This is a genomic window from Phyllobacterium sp. RCAM01083 (assembly GCF_055685835.1).
The window spans coordinates 1,527,353-1,548,828 of sequence record NZ_JBVFZN010000005.1 but is presented as its reverse complement, the minus strand read 5'-3'; the positions used below and the strand labels follow the sequence as shown (position 1 = coordinate 1,548,828).

The window sequence follows — 21,476 nt, the reverse complement described above, 5'->3', positions numbered from 1 at the left end:
GCGACCAGAAAGATTTGCTTGCTGAACACCGTAAATACCCTTGCAACAATGGCGACGAATTCGCTCGACTCTGAGCGGGATTATCAGTTCATTAGGGTTAATGGCTGGTAAACTGCGCGTGCACTTTTGTTGCGCTGTCTGCTTTATAGTGCCGGATATTTTAACCCGCTGGTTACCATGGGTCTTTACCATTGCGGCATTCAAAGTGGAGTGGGGAATGCCTCGGGCTGGCTCTGTCGATAGTGACGTGGATATTGACGTTGGTGCGCTGTTTGCCAGTTTATGGCGCAACAGGGTGCGTGTTTTGCTGGGCGCCATTCTGCTGACGCTGGCGGCGTTCCTGGTTCTTTCGCTTATTTCGCCCAAATACCGCGCGGAAACACGCATTCTCATCGAGACGCGCGAATCCGTGTTTACCCGCCCGAGCGGCGAGCAGGGTGACGACCGGCCGATTCTCGATCAGGAGGGAATCAAGAGCCAGGTGGAACTCATCGGCTCGTCCGACCTGTTGAAGCGGGTGATCGCAAAACTCGACCTGGGCAACAATGCCGAACTCGCTGCTGGTGCCGATCCTTCCGCGCTGACGCGTATCCTGGCCAAGCTTGGCCTGGCCGCCGATCCCGATGCCACGGCACGCGATGATTATATCCTGCAGGCCGTGCGAGATCGCCTCGTGGTCTACAGCGTGCAGAATTCGCGCGTCATCGTCATCCAGTTTTCCTCGAAGGACCCGACGCTGTCCGCCGCGGTGCCAAATGCCATCGCGGACGAATATGTGGCAACACAACAGGCGTCGAAATCCCAGTCGAATGCCGATGCCACCGGCTGGCTCGAACCTGAAATTGCCGATCTGAGCAAGCGGGTGAAGGATGCCGAAGCCAAGGTTGCCGCCTATCGCAGCTCGTCTGACCTGCTGATCGGCCAGAACAATGCGGTTTTGGCCACGCAGCAGCTGTCCGAACTGTCATCGGAACTGTCGCGCGTGCGCGCCAGCAAGGCGGCCAGTGAAGCCAAAGCGACGGGCATTCGCACCGCGCTCGCCAAGGGTGCCCCGGTGGAAACCCTGCCTGATGTGATGGCGTCGCCGCTGATCCAGCGGCTGCGCGAACGCCAGGTTCAGCTCAACAACGACATTGCCGATCTGTCCGCGTCTCTGCTGAGCGGCCACCCGCGCATCAAGGCATTGCGGTCGCAGCTGGCCGATCTCGATCAGCAGATCAGGCTGGAGGCCCGCAAGGTGCTTGCTAGCCTTGAAAACGAGGCGGAAACGTCTCGTCTGCGTGAGGCCGAACTGACGCGCACCCTCAACGGTTTGAAGGCGCAATCATCCAAGGCCGGCGAAGAAGAAGTGGAATTGCGCGCACTGGAGCGCGAGGCGACGGCGCAACGCCAACTGCTCGAATCATACCTGACGCGTTACCGCGAGGCTTCCTCACGCACGGATCGCGGCTATCTGCCCGCCGATGTCCGGATTTTCTCCCGCGCGGACAAGCCGGTCGAGCCCTATTTCCCCAAGATTCTCCCGATGACCGCTGCGGCCTTCGTCGCCTCGCTGCTGATCCTCAGCATCGGCACGCTGCTCAGCGCCTTGTTCAGTGGCCTGGCCCTGCGTCCTGCGCCCACGGCCGTTGCAGATGTTGATGTGGTGGAACCCAAGGCGGTCGCTTCCCCGAAAATCGTGGCAGCGGCTGTGCCTCCGGTTGAAAGCAGCAAGCCCCTGCATGCGGAGCCGTCGCCGGTTGCCGCACCGGTATTCACGGCGCCATCCGTTGCGGCCCCGGTTCTGGCTGCCGCGCCATCCGCAGAAGGTCCCGATCACCATGCGGATCATTCGGGTGTTGCCGGCGTTGCCGACCGCCTGATGGCAAGCGGTGCCGCCCGCGCGGTCATCGTGTCGCCGGAAGGGGACGAGGCCTCCGCGCTGACCATATTGCTGGTGCGGGAGCTTGCTGATCGCGGCGTGCGGGTCGTTCTGATCGATATGACCGGATCGGGTGAAATTGGCCGTTCCATGCTGGATGGCCAGAATCTCGCGGGGATGACCGACCTTTTGGCCAATGAGCGGTCATTCAGCGAAGTCATCCACGCCGATCATTATTCACAGGCGGAACTCATTCCCCTCGGCATCCATGACCCCGTCAAGGCCATGCAGTCCATCGGGCGCCTGCCGATGATTCTCAATGCCTTGCAGTCCGCCTATGATCTGGTGGTCATCGACAGCGGACCGGCCACGGCGGCCGAGCTGAAGCACATTGTCGACGATGGTTCCGAACTTGTGCTGAGCCTGGTCGATCCCGAAGACCATAACGTCAAGGCGATATCCATGGCGCTGTTTGACGGCGAGTTCATCAAGCCCGAGCTTCTCACCCCGTTCAAGGATGGTGCGCTGGAGCTGGACGACGGGCTGATCGTCCGCGCCGCTGCCGCGAGCCATCGCCACTGAGACTGTTCAGGCGCGGCCAAAGAGCCGGGACCGCAGTTTTTTCACCGCGGTCCACAGGTGGTCATTTCTCTTGACCGCACGCACGAGATTGCCGCGGGCGGCGCGGTAGGCTGCACAGGCGCGGCCCTTGCCCGTCAGGCTGTGCTGGGTGTCATGGAGCAGCGTTTCGATATCGCACCAGTTCCGCTTGTACGGCTCGTCGCCAACCCCGAAACTGTAGGATGCAAGGTCGGTGTTGCAACTGTCCTGAATGTCTTCGAAAAACAGGAATTCCCCCGGACTGGCATTGCTCATGTCATCGTCGGCAATGCCGATAAAGTCGATGAAGGTCTGCGTTCTCGCCCGGGATTTGCCGAGGACCGCCCGATAACGCCCGGCGACCTCGACGGCCTTGAGCTGGAACAAGGGCTGTTCCTTCGCCGCGTGCCGGGCAAACAACTGCCGGAAGAAACGCTGAATTTCCTCGGGTTCAAAGGTATTCCTGATCCCGGATTGGGCGAACTTTTCCGCCTTGTTTGCAAGGTAGTTCTCAAGCATGGCATCGGCCTCGCTTGGCACTGTTGCCGTGACAATGCGATACCCGCCGGCCTCTGCAAACTTGCCGATGCTGTTGCGGTGTTTCTTCTTCTTGCGCTTGGCGTTGTGGCGCTCGAGAACCGTCTGAAAATTGCGGTCCAGCGTGATCGCCAGACTGATATTGGCATTGACCCGGTTCGGCAATTGCAGCAGCGGATTGGCGCAACCGTCAAGCAGCGGAAGCTGCCGTTCCAGCGTGACGAGGTCGATGTCCGGCCGCGACTGGTGCAGGGCCTCGAAGAGCCGGTTCAGGTCGCCGGGGCTGACGGCATGCGCGGGGGATACAACGGGGAAATTGCAGTTGGCATGCGGCCCGCCGGGGTAGGCGGCGACCCTGAACGGTCCGGACCGGCTGATCGCCAGCGGCAGAACGAAGACCGGTGTTTCTCCGGCGCAGAGGCAGGCGATCAGGCAATCCGCATTGACATTCGACTGCCACAGGGAAACCCAATCTTCGGACTGTGCCGGGCCGCAGACATGGTTCTGCGGCAGGGATCGCCAGATTGTTGCGATTTCACCGGGTGCCGCAATGATTCTTGGATCGAGATGGGGTAAAGGCATGGCGGGTTCCAGTGAAAGCGGTGTTGCGTCAAATACCATGCCGTTGATCAACGATATATAAACACTTAATCTGCATGAAATGACGGTCACGATCCCGTTTCAACATGCCTATTAGCGCGAATTGGTGAAGGAATGGTCCACGCGGCCGACTTGATACGAAAGGCCGTGATGCGACTGGCGTGGCACACCGGTTTTGCGTCGACGGCGCGCGAGCATTTTGGCGGGCTGGGCTCGATCATCATGCTGCATCGCGTCCGTCCGGACTGCGTCAGCCCGCTTGGCGTGACGCGCTCCCTGTCCATCACGCCAGCGTTCCTTGAACAGATCATCGTTTCGCTCAAATCCGAGGGAACCGAGTTCATCTCCATGGACGAGGTGGTCGAACGGGTGAAGAGCGGCAAACGTTCCGACCGGCGTTTCGTTGCGGTGACGCTTGACGATGGTTATGACGATAATTTCTACCACGCCTATCCCGTCTTCCAGAAACATTCGGTGCCGTTCGTCGTGTATGTCGCGCCGGGTTTCATCGAAGGGGCGGCGGTGCTGTGGTGGGAAGTCGTCGAAAGCCTTGTCGCCAAGGCGGATTTCATCCGAATTCCCGACGGGCCGGAATGGCGATGCGGGACGCTTTCCCAGAAAAGGTCGGCTTTTCACGCCATCATGCGGTATTTCTCATACACGCTGACCGAACTGGAACAGATGCCCGTCCTGCGCGCGATGTGCGCGGCGCAGGATATGGTGTGCAGCGTCGCGCCGGACCGCGATGTCATGAGCTGGAACGAGATCCGCCAGATGAACCGCGATCCGCTGTGCACCATCGGCGGCCATACGGTGCACCACTACAATCTGAAAAAGCTGACGGCGGGCATGGTCGCGCAAGAAATGCATTTGTCAGCGGGCATGATCGAGGACCAGCTCGGACGGCGGCCGCAGCACTTTGCCTATCCCTACGGCTCGGCCAAGGCTGCCGGGCGGCGGGAAGCCGACATTGCGGCATCGGAAGGTTTTCTGTCGGCGGTCACCACGCGCCACGGCACCATCCATACCGAGCACAGCAACAATCTGCATGCCTTGCCGCGTATTTCGATCAATGGCCGTTTTCAGAAGCTTGTCTATGCGAAGACGATGATGAGCGGTGTGACAACGCCGATCGCCAATGCCGGACGGCGTGTCATCCAGGCCTGAGTTAGGCCTTCTTCTTCGGTGCCTTTTCCATCCAGCTGATGATGAACATGGCGGGAATGACCCAAAGCAGGCCGGTGCCAAGAAAATAGATCAGGTGGATCCACGGGCTGGCATTGGCAAGCAGTGCCACGGCGAAGATCGTGGCCACGATGGCGTAGACGCAAACCAGGGTAACCAGCAGGATGGTACCGATGAGTTTCTTGAGCCTTACGGGCATGAATCCATTCCAGTTCTGGTCTTTTTCATCTGCAACACGTGCGCAAGGGTTTCATCTAACCGGTTAAGCCGCGGGCGAAAAGCAAAAAAGCCCCCCTTGCGGCAAAAACGCGACGGCTTGTCGCGTAAGCCCGGCTTGTCATCCCGGCGCATATGCTGCACCTATCCGGCCAGTTACAGGAGTGTTTTGAATGGCCGCCCACACCCTATCCGAAGGCGCTGTGTCCTCCGCCGGAGATCGCGAAGCGCGCAACCGCAGACTGATCCGCGTGTGGCTCTATCTCGTGCTGCTTGTGCTCGCCACGATCGTTCTTGTGGGCGGTGCGACGCGCATGACCGGTTCGGGCCTTTCAATCACCGAATGGAAGCCGATCCACGGCATCATTCCGCCCTTGAACCACGCGCAATGGCTGGAAGAGTTCGAGAAATACAAGCTCATTCCCCAGTACGAACAGCTCAACAAGGGCATGAGCCTTGGCGAATTCCAGCGCATTTTCTGGTGGGAGTGGTCGCACCGGTTCCTGGCGCGGGGCGTCGGCTTCCTCGTCGCCATTCCGCTTGCCTTCTTCTGGCTGACCGGCCGGCTTGAACGGCTGCTGAAGCCGCGCATGATCGGCATCCTGGCGCTTGGCGGCCTGCAGGGCGCCGTGGGCTGGTGGATGGTTGCGTCGGGCCTCAGCGGCCGCGTCGACGTCAGCCAGTACCGGCTGGCGACGCACCTGACACTGGCCTGCATCATTTTTGCCGCCGTGATGTATGTGGCACGCGGGCTTGCCGTCTATTCGGAACGGCCGGCCGGCAGCGGCATCCAACGTCTGGCGGGTTGGTTCGTGGTATTTGTCTTCATCCAGATTTACCTCGGCGCGCTGGTTGCCGGGCTGGATGCCGGTCTTTCCTACAATACCTGGCCGCTGATGGATGGGGCCGTCATTCCCGGCGACATGTTCCCGATCCAGCCGATCTGGCACAATTTCTTCGAGAATCCGAAGACCGTGCAGTTCGTTCACCGCTGCTTCGCCTATTTCGTGCTGCTGGCTGCGCTGTGGCAGGCGGTCTCGACGGTGCGGCGCCTGCCGGGCACAACCCACGCACGGCGCGCGATATTCCTGGTGATCCTTGTCCTCGTGCAGGCAGCCATCGGCATCACCACGCTGCTGATGCAGGTGCCGATGAGCCTGGGCCTTTTGCATCAGGGATTTGCCATCGTCATCCTGGGCTTTGCCGTTGCCCATTGGCGTGCCACCAAGGGCGCCTATCCCTTGCCAACGGAAATCACCACCGCACGCTCGTAGCGGCTGTCTTTGCGCAAAGACTCGGTGTAGTGATTCGAGAGCTTCGCTGGCTACGGACAGCGGGGCATTCCCGCCGTATCGAAAGCAACCATCATGATTCTCAGCGCAAGACGCTCACTGGCCGCCGTTACAGGTCTGGGTGTCACGCAGATCGTCAGCTACGGCACGCTCTATTACAGTTTCAGCATTCTCGAGCCTGCCATGGCGCAGGAGTTCGGCCAGTCGCGGCAATGGCTGTTTGCGGCCTTCTCCGGCACGCTTCTGATCGGCGGCATCATCTCGCCATGGTCCGGCCGCTGGGCCGACCGCTTCGGAGCAGGGCGGGTGATGACATTCGGCTCGCTGGCGGCAGCGCTGTCGCTTATCCTCTGCGTCCTGGCGCCAAGCTGGATCTGGTTCGCTCCGGCACTCGTGACAACGGGGATGGCCACACCGTTCATCCTCTACAACACAGCCTTTGCGGTTCTGGTGCAGATCGATCCGCAGACGGCGCCGCGCCGGATCACCTATCTGACGCTGATAGCCGGGTTTTCCTCGACCTTGTTCTGGCCGCTGGCAACACGTCTGCTGACAGTGTTTACATGGCGAGAGATTTACCTGTTCTATGCGGGATTGCAGGTCTTCATCTGTTTTCCCATCCATTTCTGGTTGTCGCAGATGACGCGGCGCTCGCCAAAGCTGCATGAGGAACGCGCGGATGAACCCGCCAGGGGCGTCGGCGGGCAGTTGCCCGTCGAGAACAGGCGTCCGGCGCTGCTGCTGATCATGGCGGGGTTCTCGCTGGCAAGCTTTTCGCTGTCGGCCATGCTCGTGCATCTGGTGCCTGTTCTGGCCGCTGTGGGTGTCGGTACGTCGGCCGTTCTGGTCGGCGCCATCTTCGGGCCGTCGCAGTTCGCCGCACGTCTGGTAAACATGGTTTTCGGCACCAAGCTGTCGGCGATGTCGATCGCCGTGCTGTCGACGGCCCTCATCCCCATGTCGTTCCTGATGCTGATCGCGCCGCTGCCGGTGCCGCTGGTGGCGGGCGCCGTGGTCTTCGCCATGCTCTTCGGCATGGGCTCGGGGCTCAACAGCATCGTTCAGGGGACTTTGCCGCTGGCGCTGTTCGGGCATCAGGGCTATGGCGAAATTCTGGGCAAGATCACCTCGGCGAGGCTGATCGTGTCGTCATCCGCACCGTTTATTTTCGCCTTCATCATGGAAAAACTCGGGCCGACGCTGGCTTTGTCTGTTGCCGCCACGGTGGGCATTCTCGGCGTCCTGACATTCCTTACGGTCGCCCGCCTGATCAGGCGCTCAACCCAGTGAGGCCATCACCCGTTGCGCTGCCCGTGCGACGCCGAGGCTCCGCTCCGCTTCCTCGAAATTTTTGTCTTCCGTGTGCCATGAGGCCGACAGCGCCGCGTGCGACATGGCATAGCCGAGGATGGTGCGGATATCGCGGTTGAAGGCACGGGAGAAGGTGAGGGCCATGGTGGCAACACGCTGGTCGCTGGCGCGCAAATCCTGCCGTTCCAGCGGGTTGTAGAACATGTTGGCGGCATCGTACATCGGATCGCCGAGAAGCCCCTGCGGATCGATGACAAGCCAGCCGCGCTCGCCCAGAAGAATGTTCTCGTGGTGGACATCGCCATGCAGCGGCTGAACGTCGACCGGGTTGCTGAACAGCGTGTCGGCAATTCCCGCCGCTGCAACAAAAATGCTGGCATCGCCGTTGTTCCGGTCGATTTCCGCCTTCTTGAACAGGCTGGCATATTGTTCGCGCAATGGCCGCAGGTCCGGTGCGACGGATTTGCCCTTGCCATTATTGCCCAGCAGTTTCAGCAGGACATCGACAGCAATCGCAGTGGCCGCATCGTCGCCATGCGCGTTCAGGTGGTCCAGCAGCGTGCGGCTGCCGGCATGTTCGAGCAGCAGCAGATTGCCTTTTTCGGCCAGCACACGAATGGAGCCATTGCCGTCATGCCAGTCGAGATAGTGCACGCCGCGCAACTCTTCCCGCATGCCGGTTTCGTTGAGTGCCTTGATGACAGCGGGTGTGCCGTCAGCCAGCCGCACCATGATGATGCGGCTGGTATGGGTTTCAACGAACAGTTCCGGAGAAGATATCTGCCATTCGGCCGGGAACGTCTCGTGGATGCTGTCAGCCATGGTTCAGCATGAGGTCGAGATTCTGCACGGCCGCGCCGGAAGCGCCCTTGCCGAGATTGTCGAGCAGCGCCACGAGGTTCACCTGTCCCTGACCTTCGGTGCCGAGCACGAACAGCTTCATGATGTCGGTATCGCGCAGTTCCTCCGCATCGATTCTTGCCAGCGATGCGCTCTCCGCCAGTGGCACCACCTGCACGATGTCCTGGCCCTCATAATGGGCTGTCAGGGCAGCATGGATGGTTTCCAGCGAGGCATTGCCGTTGAGGTCGCCGGTGAACACGGGAACCTGCACGATCATGCCCTGGGCAAAGCGGCCGACGCTGGGACTGAAGATCGGACGCCGGTCGAGATGGCCGTGCGTCTGCAGTTCCGGCACGTGCTTGTGCTTGAGCGGCAAGCCGTAGAGGAAATTGTTGGCGCTGATATGGTCCGGATTGGCTGGATCTTCCATCTGCGAGATCATCTGCTTGCCGCCGCCGGTATAGCCGGAAACCGCATTGACGGTGATCGGGTAATCGCCGGGAAGAATGCCCGCATCGCGCAGTGGCCGCACCAGCGAAATCGCGCCGGTCGGATAGCAGCCGGGATTGGCCACCAGCCGGGCATCGGCGATCTTCTGCCGCTGCGCCCGGTCGAGCTCGGCAAAGCCATAGGCCCAATCAGGATGAATCCGGTGCGCCGTCGATGTATCGATGATCCGCGTGGAATTATGGCCTTCAAGGATGGCGACAGCTTCTTTCGACGCGTCGTCCGGAAGGCAGAGGATTGCCACGTCGGCGCTCTTCAGGAAGTCGGCGCGCATGTCCTTGTTGCGCCGCTCCGCTTCCGGAATGGAGAGGACGTCGAGATCGTGGCGGCCGGCCAGTCGTGTCCGGATTTGCAGTCCTGTCGTGCCGTGTTCGCCGTCGATAAAGATTTTCGGTTTCATGTGAGATGCCTTTGGCGCTTGATATTCAGAGAGTTAGCGAGAAAACCGGATTCATTATGTAAGAACCCTGAATCAGAATGTCAGCTTCGTCGCTTGGCTTTTTTCTCCGCCAGAATACCAAGGTAGTACATCGCTATTGTGGCACCGGCGATGGCCGTCACATCCGCATGGTCATAGGCGGGTGCGACCTCCACCACGTCGGCGCCGACGATGTTGAGTTCGGTCAGATGGCGCAGCACCGAAAGGATTTTCGCCGAGGACGGACCACCGGCAACGGGCGTACCGGTTCCGGGGGCAAAAGCCGGGTCGAGGCAATCGATGTCAAAGGTAAGATAGACGGGTTTGCCCGCTGTGCGCTTGATGATCGCCTTGGCAATCTCGGCAGCCGACATTTCCTCGACTTCGTAGCCATAAACGATCTGCAGGCCGCAATCATCCGGTGCGTGGGTGCGGATGCCGACCTGAATCGAATGCGCGGGGTCGATGACGCCGTCGCGCGCCGCCCGGCCGACAAACGAGCCATGATCGATGCGCTTGCCGTCATCGTACCAGGTGTCCTGATGCGCATCGAACTGCACCAGCGCCACCGGGCCATGCTTGGCCGCATGCGCCTTCAGGATGGGCCAGGTGACGAAGTGATCACCGCCCATGGAGAGCAGGAACGCGCCCGATTTGACGATCTTGGCCGCTTCGCGCTCGATTGTCGCGGGAGTCTTCTGGTGATTGCCGTAATCGAGCAGGCAATCGCCGTAGTCGATCACGGCGAGGTCTTCGAACAGATCGCGCTGGAAGGGATATTGCGGGTCATTGTCGAAAATAGCCGATGCCCGCCGGATGGCCTGCGGGCCGAATCGCGCACCCGGCCGGTTGGAAACCGCCGCGTCGAAGGGAATGCCCCACACGACCACTTCCGCACCGTTCAGATTCTTCGTATAGCGCCGGCGCATGAAGGACAGCGCCCCCGCATGTGTGGGATCGGTCGCAGCGCTCGTCAGGGTCCGTGCGGTGAAGGCGTGATCGATGGTCTTCGATGGCATTGGATTTCTAACTCCGGGATAATGCATCTTCAGCTTGGCGGCGAAGCTACCGCAAACGCATTTATTGGCAACAAAAAAGCGGACCCGAGGGCCCGCTTTCTGTTCTGTCCAATGGAAACGCTGGATTAGCGCTTCGAGAACTGGAAGGAACGACGGGCCTTCGCCTTGCCGTACTTCTTGCGTTCAACAACGCGGCTGTCGCGTGTGAGGAAACCACCCTTCTTCAGAACACCGCGCAGGGCAGGTTCGAAGTAGGTGAGGGCCTTGGAGATGCCGTGACGAACGGCACCGGCCTGACCGGACAGACCACCACCGGCTACGGTCGCGATGATGTCGTACTGGCCGGCGCGGTTGGCGGCAACGATTGGCTGCTGCAGGATCATCTGCAGAACCGGACGGGCAAAATACTTGCCGTATTCCTTGTCGTTGATGACGATCTTGCCGGAACCTGGCTTGATCCAGACGCGGGCGACCGCATCCTTGCGCTTGCCTGTTGCATAGGCACGGCCATTGGCATCGAGCTTCTGGACATGAACCGGTGCAGCTGCCTGCGTCGATGCGGCGGCAGTACCGAGATCTGCGAGCGAATTGAGCTCAGCCATTCTTATGCGCTCCTTTTGTTCTTGGAATTCAGCGCGCCAACGTCGAGAACGACGGGTGCCTGCGCTTCATGGGGGTGATTGGAACCTGCGTAAACGCGCAGATTCTTCATCTGGCGACGGCCGAGCGGACCACGGGGAACCATGCGCTCAACAGCCTTTTCGACGACGCGTTCCGGGAAACGGCCTTCGAGCAGCTGACGGGCAGTGCGTTCCTTGATGCCACCTGGGTGGCCGGTGTGCCAGTAGTAAACCTTGTCGGTAAACTTCTTACCGGTGAAGGCAACCTTTTCAGCATTGATGATGATGACATTGTCGCCATCGTCAACATGAGGGGTGAAGGTTGCTTTGTGCTTGCCGCGCAGGATGTTGGCAACGATGGTGGCGAGACGGCCGACGACGAGACCTTCGGCGTCAATCAGGATCCACTTTTTCGTCACATCTGCCGGCTTCTGGGTGAAGGTAGCCATTTGTGTTCGTCCTTGAGATCATCCTTCACATAGGAAGGCTTTTCTTGTTGCTTGCGTTGTGTGAATGGCGAACATCCGCACAACAGTTAAATGCGGCAGGAAGAACCTACCGCAGTCGAGGGGTTCAATACCGGCCCAACAGGATCACGTCAAGCAGATGTTTTTGGCGGTTTTGACAAATACTCTTTATAAAACAATGGCTTATGAAAAAGGTATTATATTACCACATGCTTCTTGCCCGGATTTGCCACGTTTTGCGGGATTTTAAGCCCGCTTGCAGCCCTAGCTGCGCGGCGGAATCGAATAGGTTGCGGTGGCATGGGCTACCAGTTCCTTGTCTTCGCCATTGGTGAGCGCGATATCCATCACCGCGAGCCGTTTGCCCAGCTTGAGCACCTTTGCCGTGGCATCGATGGGCCCGAGTTGCGGCTTGCGCAGGAAGTTGATGTTGAGATTGGTCGTCACCGCCAGGGCGACCGGGCCGATCTGTGCGAGGATCGCCACATAGGCGGCGATATCGGCAAGGGCAAACAGGGTGGGTCCCGATACCGTGCCGCCGGGGCGCAGGTGCCGGTCCGCCGGATCAAGCCGCATCGTGGCATAACCCGGGCCGGCACCGGTAACGGTGTAGGCAACCCCGTCAGCGTTCACCTGTGGAAACTCCCGTTCGAGAAAGGCCGTTAACGCTGTTACATCCATTGCCGTTTCCAAAGGGCACTCCATCTGTTCTCTGGCGGTGATCGCTGGTATTCCTAGTGGAACGAATTTGACATTCGCATCCCATTTGACATCACGCGGAACATGCGAATGTCAAATTCAAAGTTCCACTAGAATCATAGACTTTCTAGTGGTCCTTTGATTCTGACATTTGCCTGAATGGCTTGTATCGAAGGAATGCAAATGTCAGAATCGGACCACTAGCCATCCGTGTCTTCTTTGCAAGGAAGCCAGTTATGACTTTGCTTCGATCCCTATCCGGCTCGCTGATTATCATGGCCGGGCTCGCTGTTGCGGCTCCAGTGCCATCCTTTGCACAGACCGCGCCGCAGATCGAACCCTTCAGCCTGCCGGTCCGGCCGGTGGCGCTGACCCAGGACATCATCAAGCGCTTTCTCTACAGCTTTGCTCCCGTCGGCGCGCAGATGAAGGAAGAAGCGGCAGGCAGCGCCGTCCTTTCACCGGAAGCAACGGCGCGGCTGGACAAGAAGGCCGCGGAATATGGCTTCAAGGATTTCAACGACTGGGGCGAAACCACAAGAACGATCATGGTGACCTATCACTGGGTGACCAATCCGGAACCGCGCGAGGAGGTGGAAAAGGCCATCGCCTCCATTCCGTCCATGCCCAACCTGACCGATAAGCAGAAGGCGGAAATGATCGACGGCCTGAAGAGCGGATTGGCAACGGTCGAGAAAGCACGCCCGTCGGCGGAGAATCTCGCTATTGTCAAAAAGCACGTGAGTTCGATCAAACCACTCTATAAACAATGGACCAGCCTTTGACCGGGTTGCAAGCGCTGGGGAATGAGGAGCGATATGGGAGAAGTTCACATTATCCGCAAGGATGAACCAATCGTCGGATATGAGCTTGCATCGGGCGTTCTGCGCCTGACATTGCAGAATCCGCCCGCCAATGCGCTCTCGCTCGCCATGATGCGCCTGCTGCTCGATCATCTGCATGCGGCGCGGGATGACAAGGCGGTGCGCGTGATCATCATCGATTCGGCGCAGAAGCTGTTTTCGGCGGGCCACGACCTGAAGGAACTGACCGCGCACCGGCAGGACGCCGACCGGGGCCGGGCCTTTTTCGAGAAGACGATGCAGCTCTGCGCTGAACTGATGCAGGCCATCGTGCACCATCCGAGGCCGGTGATTGCCGCCGTCGGCGGTCTTGCAACGGCTGCCGGTTGTCAGCTTGTCGCGTCCTGCGACCTGGCGATCTGCTCGGACAAGGCGACATTCTGCACGCCGGGCGTCAATATCGGCCTGTTCTGCTCGACGCCCATGGTGGCCCTGTCGCGCAATGTCTCGCGCAAGCAGGCCATGGAAATGCTCCTCACCGGCGAGACCATCGATGCCTCGACGGCACGGGAGTTCGGTCTGGTCAACCGGGTCGTGCCGGAGGAGTACCTGAATCCGATTGTCAGGAAATACGCGCAAGCCATTGCGGAGAAATCGACTTTAACCGTCAAAACCGGCAAGGAAGCCTTTTACCGGCAGGCCGAAATGGGACTTTCCGAGGCCTATGCCTATACGGCGCAGGTGATGGTGGAAAACATGCTGGCGCGCGATGCGGAGGAAGGCATCAACGCCTTCATCGAAAAGCGCAAGCCGGAATGGACGGGCGAATAAGCGCATGGATCACGATCATTACCCGGACGACTATATCAGCGGCATTCTTTCATCCGTCAAAACCATTGCCATGGTGGGTGCATCAGCCAATGAGGTGCGGCCAAGCTTCTTTGTCATGAAGTACCTGATCGACAAGGGCTACCGGGTCATACCGGTCAATCCGGGACAGGCGGGCAAGGACATTCTCGGCCAGAAGGTTTTTGCGCGCCTCGCTGATATCCCTGAAGCCATCGACATGGTCGACGTGTTCCGCGCTTCCGAGGCCGTGCCGGCGATTGTCGATGAAGTCTTGACGCTGACGCCGCTGCCGAAGGTCATCTGGACGCAGTTGACGGTTCGCCACGACGAAGCGGCACGCAAGGCGGAAGCTGCAGGTATTCAGGTGGTGATGAATCGCTGCCCGAAGATCGAATATGCGCGGCTGTGCGGCGAGATCGGCTGGAGCGGCGTCAATTCGCGCATCCTGTCGGCGAAAAAACCGCAGATGCGGCAGGGCTTCCAGAGTTTTGGCCTCAGATCGCCAAAATAGGTTGGCGGCAAAGCCGCGATCCCATAGCGTGTAGCAAAATCAGGAATGACAGGGAGATGAACCATGGCGCACCGCGCACCCGGAATTGAAACTCTTGCCGTACATGCGGGCGCCCAGCCCGATCCGGCAACCGGCGCGCGCGCCACGCCGATCTACCAGACGACGGCCTTTGTTTTCGACGATGCCGACCACGCCGCATCGCTGTTCGGCCTGAAGGCCTTCGGCAACATCTATACCCGCATCACCAACCCGACCAATGCGGTGCTTGAAGAGCGCGTGGCGGCACTGGAAGGCGGCACCGCGGCGCTGGCGGTTGCATCGGGCCATGCGGCACAGTTCCTGGTGTTTCACACTCTCATGCAGCCTGGCGACAATTTCATTGCCTCCAGAAAGCTCTATGGCGGTTCGATCAATCAGTTCGGCCAGTCGTTCAAGTCCTTCGATTGGCATGTGCGCTGGGCGGAACCTGACGATCTCGCCTCGTTCGAATCGCAGATCGACGACCGGACCCGCGCGATCTTCATCGAAAGTTTTGCCAATCCCGGCGGCATCGTCACCGATATCGAGGCCATCGCCGCCATCGCCCACAAGCATGGCCTGCCGCTGATCGTCGACAACACGCTGGCGTCGCCCTATCTCATCCGTCCCATCGAACACGGTGCTGATATCATCGTGCATTCCATGACCAAATTCCTCGGCGGCCATGGCAATTCCATGGGCGGAGTGATTGTCGATTGCGGCACGTTCGACTGGTCGAAGTCGGGCAATTATCCGCTGCTGTCCGAGCCGCGCAGCGAATATAACGGCATCGTGCTGCACGAAACCTTCGGCAATTTTGCCTTTGCCATTGCCTGCCGCGTCCTCGGCCTGCGCGATCTCGGGCCGGCGCTGTCGCCGTTCAATGCGTTCCAGATCCTGACGGGGATCGAGACCCTGCCGCTGCGCATGCAGCGCCACGCGGACAATGCGTTGAAGGTGGCGCAGTGGCTTTCCAGCCACGCAAAGGTGGCCTGGGTCAGCTATGCCGGACTGCCTGATGATCCCTATCATGCCCTGCAGCAGAAATATGCGCCGCGCGGCGCCGGTGCGGTTTTCACCTTCGGGCTGAAGGGCGGCTATGAAGCCGGGGTCAAGCTGGTCGAGCACCTGCAGCTGTTTTCGCATCTGGCCAATATCGGCGATACCAAATCCCTGATCATCCATCCCGCATCGACCACGCATCGGCAATTGAGCGATGCGCAGAAGATCGCCGCAGGTGCGGGGCCGGATGTGGTGCGGCTGTCCATTGGTATCGAGACCGTCGAGGATCTGATTTCCGATCTCGACCAGGCACTGACGAAGGCGGGATAGGCCATGGCATCATCGCATTTTGTCACCATCGATTTCGGCAGCATCGACCCCGAACACGGCGCCCCGGCGGCAGATCGGGTGATCGCGGGCGATCCGCAGTTCCGCACCTGGAACTGTGACGAGGCCGATGGCGGCCTCTACGCCGGGATCTGGGAAGCAACGCCGGGCAAATGGCGCATCGTCTATGATGAGTGGGAGTTCTGCCACATTCTCTCGGGCCGCTCGATCGTCACGGAAGAGGGCGGCAAGGAGCAGCATTTGCAGGCCGGAGACAGTTTTGTGCTGCGCCCCGGCTTTCGCGGTACCTGGGAAGTCATTGAAACCACCCGCAAGGAATATGTGATCAGGCTGTGAGTGCTGCGATTGCATTCGCGTCATGCGTGGTTCGACAAGCTCACCATGAGGGAAATGAGTGGGTTGCAGGGCGTTTATTCTGCAAAGTTGCTGGTTGGCTTTACAATCAGACCAACTCCCTCATGGTGAGCTTGTCGAACCACGCACAGTGCTTTTGCAAAACACCTCACCACTCCACCTCCAGCCGCTCCAATCCATGGAAATGATAGGTATCCTTGAAGCGCGGGGCTTTCTTGAAATGCAGTCCGGGAAGCCGGTCGAACAGCACTTTGAGCGAGACCTGCAGTTCCAGCCGCGCCAGCGGTGCACCGATGCAGAAATGGATGCCGGCGCCGAAGGAAAGGTTTTTCTGGTCTGACCGTCCCGGCAGGAAAGCGCCGGCATCGGCAAAGGCGTTAGGATCGCGGTTGCCCGCGCCGAGCATCAGGCCGATCTGGTCGCCGGGCTTCACCGCGATGCCGTCGCCAAGGTCGATTTCTTCATAGGCATAGCGCGTGAACATGTGCAGCGGCGCGTCGAAACGCAGACATTCCTCGACGGTCTGCGCCGTCGAATCCGCATCGCAAAACAGGTCGGCGGCGCTGCGGCCGCTTTCCACAATGGTTTTGACCGCATTGCCGGTCTGGTGCACCGTCGCTTCGTGCCCGGCATTGAGCAGCAGGATCGCCGTGGTGATCAGCTCGTCCTCGGACAGTTTTGCACCATCCGCCTCGGCCGCCAGCAGCAGGCTGAGAAGATCGTCGGCAGGTTCGCTGCGCCGCCGTCCGGCATAGTCCCTGAGAAAGCCGGAGAACTCGGCGGCGGCGGCATTGGCGCTGTCTTCCGACCGGCGGTTGCGGCCGTGCATGTACATCGCGACCATGCGGTGTGACCAGTCGAGAAGCCGCGGCGCCGCTTCCGTCGGCACCCCGAGCATTTCGGCAATCACGGTGACAGGAATGGGCGTGGCGAAATCGGCGATGAGATCGGCTTTGCCCTTTGCTTCGAAGCGGTCGATCAGCGCGTGCGCCAGCGTCTCGATGCGCGGGCGCAGCCTTTCCACCTGCCGCGAGACGAAGGCCCGGTTCACCAGCGTGCGCAGCCGGGTATGGGTGGGCGGTTCCAGCTCCAGCATCGAGAATTTTTCGACGTGGTCGAAATCCTTCAGATGCGCGCGATCACCGGTATTGCCCTGGGAATCGGCGATACCATGGCGGTTTTCCCGGCCGAAGCGGCGATCGCGCAATAGTTTGTTGACGCCGTCATAGCCGATGAAACACCAGAAGCCGTATTCCTCCCAGAAGAACGCCGATGTCTGCGCGTGCAGCGCGGTATAGGTGCCGTAGGGATTCTGCACGAAGACCTGGTCGTGCGGATCGAGCCGCAGATGGCGGGTGGCAGGAGCGAACTGGAATGAGGCGGGCGTGGCAGGGGTCATGATCAGATATACCGTGGGTCAGACGAAGGAAGGACAGGCAACAGGCGGGTCGCCGCTTTGCAGGAGGGAAAGCCGCAGGTCGCGGCAAACACAGGATGAAAGCTTTCCACGTCGAAAATGTTTGAGCAATCGATGCGAATGGTTTCATATTGCATGCGAATCTCCCTCCTTCAGCAGTCATAGCAGGACCCCATCATGAAAATCACCATCGTCGGAGCAGGAATTGCCGGACTGTCCAGCGCCTGGTCGCTGACCAAGGCCGGTCATGCGGTGACGTTGATCGAGCAGGGGCCGATTCCCAATCCGCTCGCCGCCTCGGGCGATCATCACCGCATCATCCGCCGCGCCTATGGTGCCGCGGGCGGTTACGCGGATGCGATTTCGGAGGCCTATGCGGCCTGGGATGAGCTGTGGCAGGACATCGGCACGAGCCATCTCGATCCGCGCGGCTTCATCTGCATATCGCGCGACGCGGGCGATGAAGCCGAGGAATACCGCAAGGGGCTCGAGCAGGGCGGCTATCCCCTCGAACTTTATGAGCCTGTCGAGGCCATAAAGCGCTATGGCTATCTGGAAGCGGGCACGTTCCGCTACGCGTTCTTCTCGCCGGAGGGCGGCGCGCTGCATTGCCGCAGGATCGCTGGGGATATGGCCCGCTGGCTGCGCGCGCACGGCGCCACGCTGCTGGAAAATACCGGGGTGACCGCCGTCGACAGTGCCGCAGGGATGGTGACCTTGGCCGATGGTGCGGTCATCGCTGCTGACCGGGTGGTCGTCACGGCGGGTGCCTGGGTGACAAAACTGTTCCCCGATCTCGTCTCTTCGCTCACCACCTACCGGACGGCCGTGGTCTATCTCGAACCGCCGGCGGATTTGCAGGCGGCCTGGGAGCGTTCTCCCGTCGTGCTCGATGTGGGCGGGCGTACCGACGGTTATATCATTCCGGCCAGCGGCGGCGGCGGCCTGAAATTCGGCTCGGGCCTGCACAAGCGCAAATCGGCGGATGCCGACGCAGCCCGCGTTGCGGAACCGGGCGAGGGCGAAGCGATCCGCGATCTCTTCGCTCCGCCGCTGCAGCGGATCGGCGAGTACAGGGTAAGCAGTGTTGTCACCTGCGCCTATACCTTCACCGCGGATGAACGGTTTTTCGCCGTGGAACGGGACAAATGCCTCGTCGTCTCGGCCTGTTCCGGACATGGGTACAAATTCGGCGCGGCGGTCGGGCGGCGGGTCGCGCAAACGCTCGGAACCGGCGATGTACCCCTGCTGCAGCGCTGGTTGCGGGCGGAAGCCGCCTAAAAAGCGGTTCTACGCTTGCGCTCCTTCCCGGATGGCGGCAGAACATCTTGCGGAACAGGGTGGCAACACCCTATGTATCGAAAGTGTAATCCACGAATCTTGGGGGCGTTCAAACCCCTTGTTCTCCAAAACGCTGAGGCCCACCGATGAGAGATCCAATCGAAACAGCAATGAACCTCGTACCCATGGTCGTCGAGCAGACCAACCGGGGCGAGCGGGCCTATGATATTTTCTCGCGCCTGCTGAAAGAACGCATCATTTTCATTACCGGACCCATCGAGGACGGCATGGCGACGCTGATCTGCGCCCAGCTTCTGTTCCTTGAATCGGAAAATCCGAAGAAAGAGATCAACCTCTACATCAATTCACCTGGCGGCGTCGTCACGTCGGGCATGGCGATCTACGACACCATGCAGTTCATCCGTCCGGCCGTCTCGACCCTGTGCTTCGGTCAGGCCGCCTCGATGGGCTCGCTGCTGCTGACAGCCGGTGAAAAGGACATGCGCTTCGTACTGCCCAACGCCCGCATCATGCTGCACCAGCCATCCGGCGGGTTCCAGGGCCAGGCATCCGACATCGAGCGCCATGCCCAGGACATCATCAAAATGAAGCGCCGCCTCAACGAGATCTACGTCAAGCACACGGGCCGCGACTACGAGACAATCGAGAAGACTCTCGACCGCGACCACTTCATGACGGCACAGGAATCACTCGAGTTCGGTCTTATCGACAAGGTGCTCGAATCCCGTGCGATCATCGAAGGGGATGCAAAGTAACCGGCTAAATGGCCGCACCGGGTCGAGAATGAACTTTTTTTGACCCGGATGCGGACTTTTTGCCACACATCCGGCTTGCATGCAGGCCAACAGACGCTACGTTAAGTGATTGGTGAGTAGAGGAAGCCTATTCTTCGAATTACTATTCGAATCATTCCCCGCAGGGCAGAGTCCCGAAGGGTGTGAACGGTTCCCGGCCAAACAGGGCGCCGATACTGAAAGGAAACTGCAATGAGCAAAGTCAGCAACGGCGGCGGTGATTCAAAGAATACGCTTTATTGCTCGTTTTGCGGGAAGAGCCAGCACGAAGTTCGCAAGTTGATTGCGGGCCCGACTGTTTTCATCTGCGATGAATGCGTCGAGCTGTGCATGGACATCATCCGCGAGGAAAACAAATCCTCGATGGTGAAATCCCGCGAAGGCGTTCCGACGCCGCAGGAAATCATGGCGGTGCTCGATGATTACGTCATCGGCCAGAACCATGCCAAGCGTGTTCTCTCTGTCGCGGTGCACAACCACTACAAGCGGTTGGCCCACGCATCGAAAAACAATGAAGTCGAACTGGCGAAGTCCAACATCCTTCTCGTTGGTCCAACCGGTTGCGGCAAAACCTATCTGGCGCAATCGCTCGCCCGCATCATCGACGTGCCGTTCACAATGGCAGACGCGACGACGCTGACGGAAGCCGGTTATGTCGGTGAGGATGTCGAGAACATCATTCTCAAGCTGCTCCAGTCGGCCGACTACAATGTCGAGCGGGCCCAACGCGGCATCGTCTATATCGACGAAGTCGACAAGATCAGCCGCAAGTCCGACAACCCGTCGATCACCCGCGACGTGTCGGGTGAGGGCGTGCAGCAGGCGCTGCTGAAGATCATGGAAGGCACGGTCGCTTCCGTTCCGCCGCAGGGCGGGCGCAAGCATCCGCAGCAGGAATTCCTGCAGGTGGACACGACCAACATCCTGTTCATCTGCGGCGGTGCCTTTGCCGGTCTCGACAAGATCATCTCGGCACGTGGCGAGAAGACGTCCATCGGCTTCAGCGCTGCGGTGAAGGCGCCGGATGATCGCCGCGTCGGCGCGATCTTCCGCGAGCTTGAACCGGAAGACCTCCTGAAATTCGGTCTTATCCCCGAATTCGTCGGCCGTCTGCCTGTCATCGCCACGCTCGAGGATCTCGACGAAGCTGCCCTGGTGCAGATTCTGTCGGAACCGAAGAACGCCCTGGTCAAGCAGTACCAGCGCCTGTTCGACATGGAGAACGTCGAGCTGACGTTCCATGAAGACGCGCTGAAGGCAATCGCCCTCAAGGCCATTGCCCGCAAGACCGGTGCACGCGGGCTGCGTTCGATCATGGAAAAGATCCTGCTCGACACGATGTACGAACTGCCAACGCTCGACGGCGTTCAGGAAGTCGTGATCTCCGGCGATGTGGTCGAGGGCAATTCGCGCCCGCTCTACATCTATGCCGAGCGTAAGGAAGAAAAGGGCAATGTTTCGGCTTAAGGCGCCGAACCAGTGTCTGGAAAGCAGGGCTCCGCGTCAGCGGGGCCTTTTGCATTTTAACCCTGGCACTTGTTGCGGGTCTTAATTGCGCCACGAAACAATATTTACGGTTGATTAACCATGCGGGGCGCACAATTTTTGCAGAGCAGCGTCGGTAAGACAGTGTAGGCCGGGCAGTATCGCCCCCGTCGACAGATGATTTCCACGAAAATCATCCTCTTCAGAGGTGTGCTGCATCGCAAAAGATTGCGCTTGGAGTTTGGTAGGAGCAGGATAGATTACGATTCTGTGACCGAGCTTGAAACCGGGGCGCTTGAAACCGGAGCCCCGCCACTCCAAGTAAAGGTTAAGCTGCACAGCCGGTCGTATGCCGCTCTTCGCATGATCCCCAAAATGGATCCCGATTTTGGAAAAAGATCATGCAACCAAAGGGTAC

At 59.8% G+C, this 21,476-nt stretch carries 22 protein-coding genes; 12 read left to right on the top strand and 10 right to left on the bottom strand.

Features of this window, described 5'->3' with window-relative positions:
* Positions 1 to 217 precede the first annotated feature (217 nt).
* Complete coding sequence (locus ACZ25R_RS14300; RefSeq protein ID WP_472461329.1) at positions 218 to 2,443, top strand: GumC family protein; 2,226 nt, start codon at positions 218 to 220, stop codon at positions 2,441 to 2,443.
* A gap of 6 nt (positions 2,444 to 2,449) precedes the next feature.
* Here ACZ25R_RS14300 and ACZ25R_RS14295 read toward each other — a convergent pair whose 3' ends face one another.
* A complete protein-coding gene (locus tag ACZ25R_RS14295) occupies positions 2,450 to 3,580 on the bottom strand; it encodes a GNAT family N-acetyltransferase (protein ID WP_472461328.1) in 1,131 nt (376 codons plus the stop codon).
* A gap of 168 nt (positions 3,581 to 3,748) precedes the next feature.
* Here ACZ25R_RS14295 and ACZ25R_RS14290 point away from each other — a divergent pair, with 168 nt between their 5' ends.
* Complete coding sequence (locus ACZ25R_RS14290) at positions 3,749 to 4,765, top strand: polysaccharide deacetylase family protein (RefSeq protein ID WP_472462493.1); 1,017 nt, start codon at positions 3,749 to 3,751, stop codon at positions 4,763 to 4,765.
* A 1-nt stretch (position 4,766) separates the two neighbouring features.
* Here ACZ25R_RS14290 and ACZ25R_RS14285 read toward each other — a convergent pair whose 3' ends face one another.
* Complete coding sequence (locus ACZ25R_RS14285) at positions 4,767 to 4,982, bottom strand: DUF2842 domain-containing protein (RefSeq protein WP_105735541.1); 216 nt, start codon at positions 4,980 to 4,982, stop codon at positions 4,767 to 4,769.
* A 190-nt stretch (positions 4,983 to 5,172) separates the two neighbouring features.
* On the opposite strand from ACZ25R_RS14285, the gene ACZ25R_RS14280 reads away from it, so the two are divergent.
* Positions 5,173 to 6,273, top strand: coding sequence for a COX15/CtaA family protein (locus ACZ25R_RS14280; protein WP_472461327.1), 1,101 nt, complete (start codon positions 5,173 to 5,175; stop codon positions 6,271 to 6,273).
* A 93-nt stretch (positions 6,274 to 6,366) separates the two neighbouring features.
* Positions 6,367 to 7,581, top strand: a complete 1,215-nt coding sequence (gene arsK, locus ACZ25R_RS14275) for an arsenite efflux MFS transporter ArsK (RefSeq protein ID WP_472461326.1) — start codon at positions 6,367 to 6,369, stop codon at positions 7,579 to 7,581.
* Here arsK and ACZ25R_RS14270 read toward each other — a convergent pair.
* The 6 genes from ACZ25R_RS14270 to ACZ25R_RS14245 all read right to left on the bottom strand — a co-directional run bounded on the left by ACZ25R_RS14270 (position 7,570) and on the right by ACZ25R_RS14245 (position 12,157).
* Positions 7,570 to 8,424 carry an aminoglycoside phosphotransferase family protein gene (locus tag ACZ25R_RS14270; RefSeq protein WP_472461325.1) on the bottom strand — a complete coding sequence of 285 codons (855 nt, stop codon included), beginning with the start codon at positions 8,422 to 8,424 and terminating at the stop codon, positions 7,570 to 7,572. The genes arsK and ACZ25R_RS14270 overlap by 12 nt on opposite strands.
* Positions 8,417 to 9,352 (bottom strand): N-acetyl-gamma-glutamyl-phosphate reductase, encoded by a 936-nt coding sequence (gene argC, locus ACZ25R_RS14265; RefSeq protein WP_472461324.1) that lies wholly within the window; start codon positions 9,350 to 9,352, stop codon positions 8,417 to 8,419. Before argC ends, ACZ25R_RS14270 begins: the two co-directional genes overlap by 8 nt.
* A gap of 80 nt (positions 9,353 to 9,432) precedes the next feature.
* Positions 9,433 to 10,389 (bottom strand): agmatinase, encoded by a 957-nt coding sequence (speB, locus tag ACZ25R_RS14260; RefSeq protein ID WP_346304980.1) that lies wholly within the window; start codon positions 10,387 to 10,389, stop codon positions 9,433 to 9,435.
* 125 nt (positions 10,390 to 10,514) lie between these two features.
* Positions 10,515 to 10,991, bottom strand: a complete 477-nt coding sequence (rpsI, locus tag ACZ25R_RS14255; RefSeq protein WP_105735530.1) for a 30S ribosomal protein S9 — start codon at positions 10,989 to 10,991, stop codon at positions 10,515 to 10,517.
* Between the two features lie 2 nt (positions 10,992 to 10,993).
* Complete coding sequence (rplM, locus tag ACZ25R_RS14250; RefSeq protein WP_105735528.1) at positions 10,994 to 11,458, bottom strand: 50S ribosomal protein L13; 465 nt, start codon at positions 11,456 to 11,458, stop codon at positions 10,994 to 10,996.
* A gap of 282 nt (positions 11,459 to 11,740) precedes the next feature.
* Entirely contained in the window at positions 11,741 to 12,157 is a 417-nt protein-coding gene (locus ACZ25R_RS14245; protein WP_472461323.1) for a PaaI family thioesterase, read from the bottom strand.
* A 254-nt stretch (positions 12,158 to 12,411) separates the two neighbouring features.
* Here ACZ25R_RS14245 and ACZ25R_RS14240 point away from each other — a divergent pair, with 254 nt between their 5' ends.
* From ACZ25R_RS14240 to ACZ25R_RS14220, 5 genes are all read left to right on the top strand, one after another.
* On the top strand, positions 12,412 to 12,960 hold the full coding sequence (locus ACZ25R_RS14240; RefSeq protein WP_472461322.1) for a hypothetical protein: 549 nt from the start codon (positions 12,412 to 12,414) through the stop codon (positions 12,958 to 12,960).
* A gap of 33 nt (positions 12,961 to 12,993) precedes the next feature.
* Positions 12,994 to 13,809 (top strand): enoyl-CoA hydratase, encoded by an 816-nt coding sequence (locus ACZ25R_RS14235; RefSeq protein ID WP_472461321.1) that lies wholly within the window; start codon positions 12,994 to 12,996, stop codon positions 13,807 to 13,809.
* 4 nt (positions 13,810 to 13,813) lie between these two features.
* On the top strand, positions 13,814 to 14,338 hold the full coding sequence (locus ACZ25R_RS14230; protein WP_223615756.1) for a CoA-binding protein: 525 nt from the start codon (positions 13,814 to 13,816) through the stop codon (positions 14,336 to 14,338).
* A 63-nt stretch (positions 14,339 to 14,401) separates the two neighbouring features.
* Positions 14,402 to 15,688, top strand: coding sequence for an O-acetylhomoserine aminocarboxypropyltransferase (locus ACZ25R_RS14225; RefSeq protein ID WP_223615757.1), 1,287 nt, complete (start codon positions 14,402 to 14,404; stop codon positions 15,686 to 15,688).
* 3 nt (positions 15,689 to 15,691) lie between these two features.
* Complete coding sequence (locus ACZ25R_RS14220) at positions 15,692 to 16,042, top strand: cupin domain-containing protein (protein WP_472461320.1); 351 nt, start codon at positions 15,692 to 15,694, stop codon at positions 16,040 to 16,042.
* A gap of 166 nt (positions 16,043 to 16,208) precedes the next feature.
* On the opposite strand, the gene ACZ25R_RS14215 is transcribed toward ACZ25R_RS14220, so the two are convergent.
* Positions 16,209 to 17,459 carry a cytochrome P450 gene (locus tag ACZ25R_RS14215; RefSeq protein WP_472461319.1) on the bottom strand — a complete coding sequence of 417 codons (1,251 nt, stop codon included), beginning with the start codon at positions 17,457 to 17,459 and terminating at the stop codon, positions 16,209 to 16,211.
* A 2-nt stretch (positions 17,460 to 17,461) separates the two neighbouring features.
* Positions 17,462 to 17,614, bottom strand: a complete 153-nt coding sequence (locus ACZ25R_RS14210; protein WP_472461318.1) for a hypothetical protein — start codon at positions 17,612 to 17,614, stop codon at positions 17,462 to 17,464.
* 40 nt (positions 17,615 to 17,654) lie between these two features.
* Between ACZ25R_RS14210 and ACZ25R_RS14205 the strand changes: the two genes are divergently transcribed.
* The 3 genes from ACZ25R_RS14205 to clpX all read left to right on the top strand — a co-directional run bounded on the left by ACZ25R_RS14205 (position 17,655) and on the right by clpX (position 21,040).
* Complete coding sequence (locus ACZ25R_RS14205; RefSeq protein ID WP_472461317.1) at positions 17,655 to 18,758, top strand: NAD(P)/FAD-dependent oxidoreductase; 1,104 nt, start codon at positions 17,655 to 17,657, stop codon at positions 18,756 to 18,758.
* A gap of 146 nt (positions 18,759 to 18,904) precedes the next feature.
* Positions 18,905 to 19,534 (top strand): ATP-dependent Clp protease proteolytic subunit, encoded by a 630-nt coding sequence (locus ACZ25R_RS14200; protein ID WP_091883799.1) that lies wholly within the window; start codon positions 18,905 to 18,907, stop codon positions 19,532 to 19,534.
* Positions 19,535 to 19,765: 231 nt separating this feature from the next.
* Positions 19,766 to 21,040, top strand: a complete 1,275-nt coding sequence (clpX, locus tag ACZ25R_RS14195; RefSeq protein WP_105735507.1) for an ATP-dependent Clp protease ATP-binding subunit ClpX — start codon at positions 19,766 to 19,768, stop codon at positions 21,038 to 21,040.
* Positions 21,041 to 21,476 lie beyond the last annotated feature (436 nt).